Here is a 3,429-nt window from a genome sequence, read left to right as displayed (position 1 = left end):
TGAATACTATCGGCAACAACGTCTGTAGTGTAAATTCGTTTACCATCTTGGTCCTCATAGCTGCCTGTTTGAATACGCCCTTCAACGCCTATTAAATTACCCTTTCGTTGAAAGTTTGCTAGATTTCCAGCCTGCTTTCTCCAAGCAACACAACTAATGAAGTTGGCTTCGGGTTCTCCGTCCTGCCCCCTGAATGTTCGATTAACGGCTACTGTGAAGCGACATGACGCAACGCCATTTGGTGTATATCGCAATTCAGGATCTTTTGTAAGTCGGCCAACTAATACAACGCGGTTAATCATCTAAGTCCTCCTTAATGATGAATTTTTCACCGTCAAACCAGTTTGCGTAATCCCAAACAAATAACCCTAAATCTATTATTGGTTCGTCCTCATAAGGTTTAAAGTTGTCTATTTCATCATCAGAGTAACCTAACGAACGTATCTTCTCGCGATTCTCCTCGTTGTCTTCAACATTTGCATACAGCATTGTCTCTCCATCTGAATCTACTTCTTCAATTTCAATCGAATTAATAATTTCTAGCGCCTTTTGTTTATCAAACGCACGTTGAGTGATATCGTAAATTTTTTGGTAAGTTGGATTGAATTCTTTTAAACTATTAGCTATTTCAGCGATTTCTTTTAACGCTTCAACCAATTTATCTTTTTCCATTTCATTCATCCTTTCGTGAAAATCATTGCTGTAGCTGGAAAGATCAATGTTTCATCCTTCACCTGGCGTAATGATTTATTTCTTTGTTGTTCAGGAAACCAAAAGCTCATATCCATCTTGTTTGATATGTCGAATATCTTTGTGGGAATTCTTCCTAGCTCTGAATAGACATGGCCCTTTGCTGATTTTTCACTTTTAGCGAATATAATCATGTGCTGCTTGTTACCAAGTGGAACCGAATAAGTTTTGATCGTTTGCAAATTCAATTCATTGCGTTCTCTCATTTGCTTAACTTCTTCGTGGTTTATTAGATTCCAGTTGATATTGTTGGCCCGATCAGTTCCATTTACGACATTGTTTTTTATGAGCCAGTAAATTGAGTAAGCAAGTAGTTCATCATCACACTTGATTGCATCAAGTAGTAACTCATTAAACGTCATTGGATAATTCCTAAAAACCTGTTATAAGCTGCTGTTACATTTCCGACTCCACCATTACGGTTTTTAGTTACGCAAAATTCGAATGGTTGCCAGTTCTGATTGTTTATCTCTCCGTTGTAATAACCCTCTCGATATAAGCCAATTATCATATCTGCGATTTGCTCTATCTCACCTGACTCTCTTAAATCCGAATTCATTGGTCTTTTATCAGGACGCGACTCGATACTTCTTGAAAGTTGAGACAAAACGATTACGTGTACCCCTAATTCCTTCGCCATTATTTTTAGGTCATTCGTGATTTGTCCAATTTCAACGTTACGGTTATACCCTGGTTGCTCAGGTTTGATAATCGATAGATAATCAATCATTACTAAAAATTCGCAATCAGGATATTCGTTTTGTAGTAACCTAACTTTTGATCTTATTTCAGAAACTTTTTGACCTGGTTTATCAAAGAATTCGAATCCACTTTCACTTAGATAACCTAAGTCTGCAGACCACTTCTGTTTTTGTTCTTCTGTTAGCAAGTTAAATAAATCTTTTGTTTTTCCTCGGTTAAATCCGACAGTAGAAGGTATTAAACGTTTCAAAACTAGTAATTCGGTTTCCATCTCTAAGCTAAATACAACAGGTATGACACGTTTTTTACCTTTTGTTGTTATATGTCTAAGACCAGCGTTCTTCCCGATAGTTAGAATTACATCTGTTTTACCTACAGACGGTCTTGCTGATATAATCGTTAACTCTTTTAGCCTGAATCCCTCGATTAATTTATCAAGTTCCGTTATTCCACTCTCTATCCCTGTATCTACTTTTTTAGACTCACTAAACGGCATTTCGAAATACTTAACCAATTCGTTTTTAATACTCTTGCGGTCATCAATTCTCGTAGTGTCCAAATCGGATAGCTTTTGAATAACCTCTTGCGCTGTCCAGCCTTCTTGCAATCCGATAGTTTGTATCCTTCTTGTCTCCCGCTGTTTCCACTTATCCAACAACTCTACAACTCGACCATTGAATTTATCTAAATTAGAGTTATCTATGCAACTCTTCAAGTAAGAGGCTCCGCCAACGAATTCTGGTGTTTCATGCATTATCAATGTTACAAACTCTATTTGCTTACCTTCACTCATAAGCTTGTCTATAACAGAAATGATATTCACGTTAATTTTGGATTCAAAGTGTTCATTGTTGATACCTGATTCTTTTAGCAAAAACGGATGTTCGATAATCGTCCCGATAACGGACATTTCTAGTAAGTTGTTTTGCATGTTATTCCCCCATGTTTAGAAGGTCATTTTCACTTATTGCATTAACGTAGTTTGGTAGTTTAATATCTTGTTGTTTATTTTGTTGAATTCCTTTTGGTTGTTCATTCAAATAACTTTCAAATTTTGTACCAAATAAAGTTTCAGGTCTTAGGTAAACAGACATTTTATCATCCGTTAACCATTGAGCTGTTTTTATATCAATAACTTGTTTAAAATCCTCTAATGTGAATTGCTCTTTAAATCTTGCTTTTATCAAAGTTTGTGTTTTTTGTGATGTGTGTTTATATTTCTTATTTGCTTTTTGGTTTAGGTAATCGATAATTTCTTTGTAAAGTATTGAGTCGGTTTTTTTACCCGACAATATATATTCTTTATCTATATCTTTATCTATATCTGTTGCGTGACATTGCGTGACTGTCACGTGACTTTCTTTTGGTATTTCAAGAAGCTCCTGATTCCTTGTCTTTTCGCGCTGTTTCTGCTTTCGTATGCGATTCTGTTCACGAATTTTTTGCATCCCATCAATGTTTTGGTGCTTCTCCCAGTTACTAATTAGAACTACTTCTTGCTCGTCTACTTCTAACATTTTGTAACGTTGCAGTATTTGAATGGCATATCTAACTTTTTCTAATGGTCTATTAAAAATGATCGCCATTTCCTCAATATTCATCGGGATAGTTTCACTTAGCATGATGTATCCGTTATAGTTTGCTTTACCTGCATAAGTGAGTAGCTTTATCCAAATGATTAAAATTGTGTCGCCTTCGGGCATCCGTTCAATAAGCTTAATTTTTTCATTATCAAACATATCTGTTTTAATTTTTATCCAAGTGATGTCAGCCATTTTTTTGTTTCACCTACTTCAAAAGAAACTCTATTTCGAAAGTGTTTTTTAATTGTTTTGTTGCTCTGCAGTAATCACATTTTTCACAACGCTTTGGATCCCTATTGCCTGATTTAGCAGCAATAATACTTGGCAAATGCTCCTTTACATATTCCAACTCAAATTCAAATCGGCTATTGTCAAAATGCAATATAGCTTTATC

The 3,429-nt window shown here is 35.5% G+C and carries 6 protein-coding genes; all 6 read right to left on the bottom strand.

The window, feature by feature from the left end; all coding sequences use genetic code 11:
• The coding region (gene ssb / locus ACQKN4_RS25310) for a single-stranded DNA-binding protein (RefSeq protein WP_427485215.1) at positions 1-302 on the bottom strand (302 nt) is incomplete at its 3' end.
• Positions 295-672 carry a hypothetical protein gene (locus ACQKN4_RS25305; RefSeq protein ID WP_427485214.1) on the bottom strand — a complete coding sequence of 126 codons (378 nt, stop codon included), beginning with the start codon at positions 670-672 and terminating at the stop codon, positions 295-297. The genes ssb and ACQKN4_RS25305, both read right to left, overlap by 8 nt.
• Positions 673-677: 5 nt before the next feature.
• Positions 678-1,112, bottom strand: coding sequence for a hypothetical protein (locus ACQKN4_RS25300; protein WP_427485213.1), 435 nt, complete (start codon positions 1,110-1,112; stop codon positions 678-680).
• Positions 1,109-2,383, bottom strand: coding sequence for a replicative DNA helicase (locus ACQKN4_RS25295; protein WP_427485212.1), 1,275 nt, complete (start codon positions 2,381-2,383; stop codon positions 1,109-1,111). Before ACQKN4_RS25295 ends, ACQKN4_RS25300 begins: the two co-directional genes overlap by 4 nt.
• A 1-nt stretch (position 2,384) precedes the next feature.
• The gene (locus ACQKN4_RS25290) at positions 2,385-3,227 is read right to left on the bottom strand and encodes a phage replisome organizer N-terminal domain-containing protein (RefSeq protein ID WP_427485211.1); all 843 of its coding nucleotides are present in this window, start codon (positions 3,225-3,227) and stop codon (positions 2,385-2,387) included.
• A 13-nt stretch (positions 3,228-3,240) separates the two neighbouring features.
• On the bottom strand, positions 3,241-3,429 hold a 189-nt coding region (locus ACQKN4_RS25285; RefSeq protein ID WP_427485210.1), incomplete at its 5' end, for a PD-(D/E)XK nuclease-like domain-containing protein.

This window comes from Lysinibacillus sp. NPDC093692, from assembly GCF_050280125.1.
GTDB lineage: Bacteria > Bacillota > Bacilli > Bacillales_A > Planococcaceae > Lysinibacillus.
This window is presented reverse-complemented; position numbering and strand designations above follow the sequence as displayed.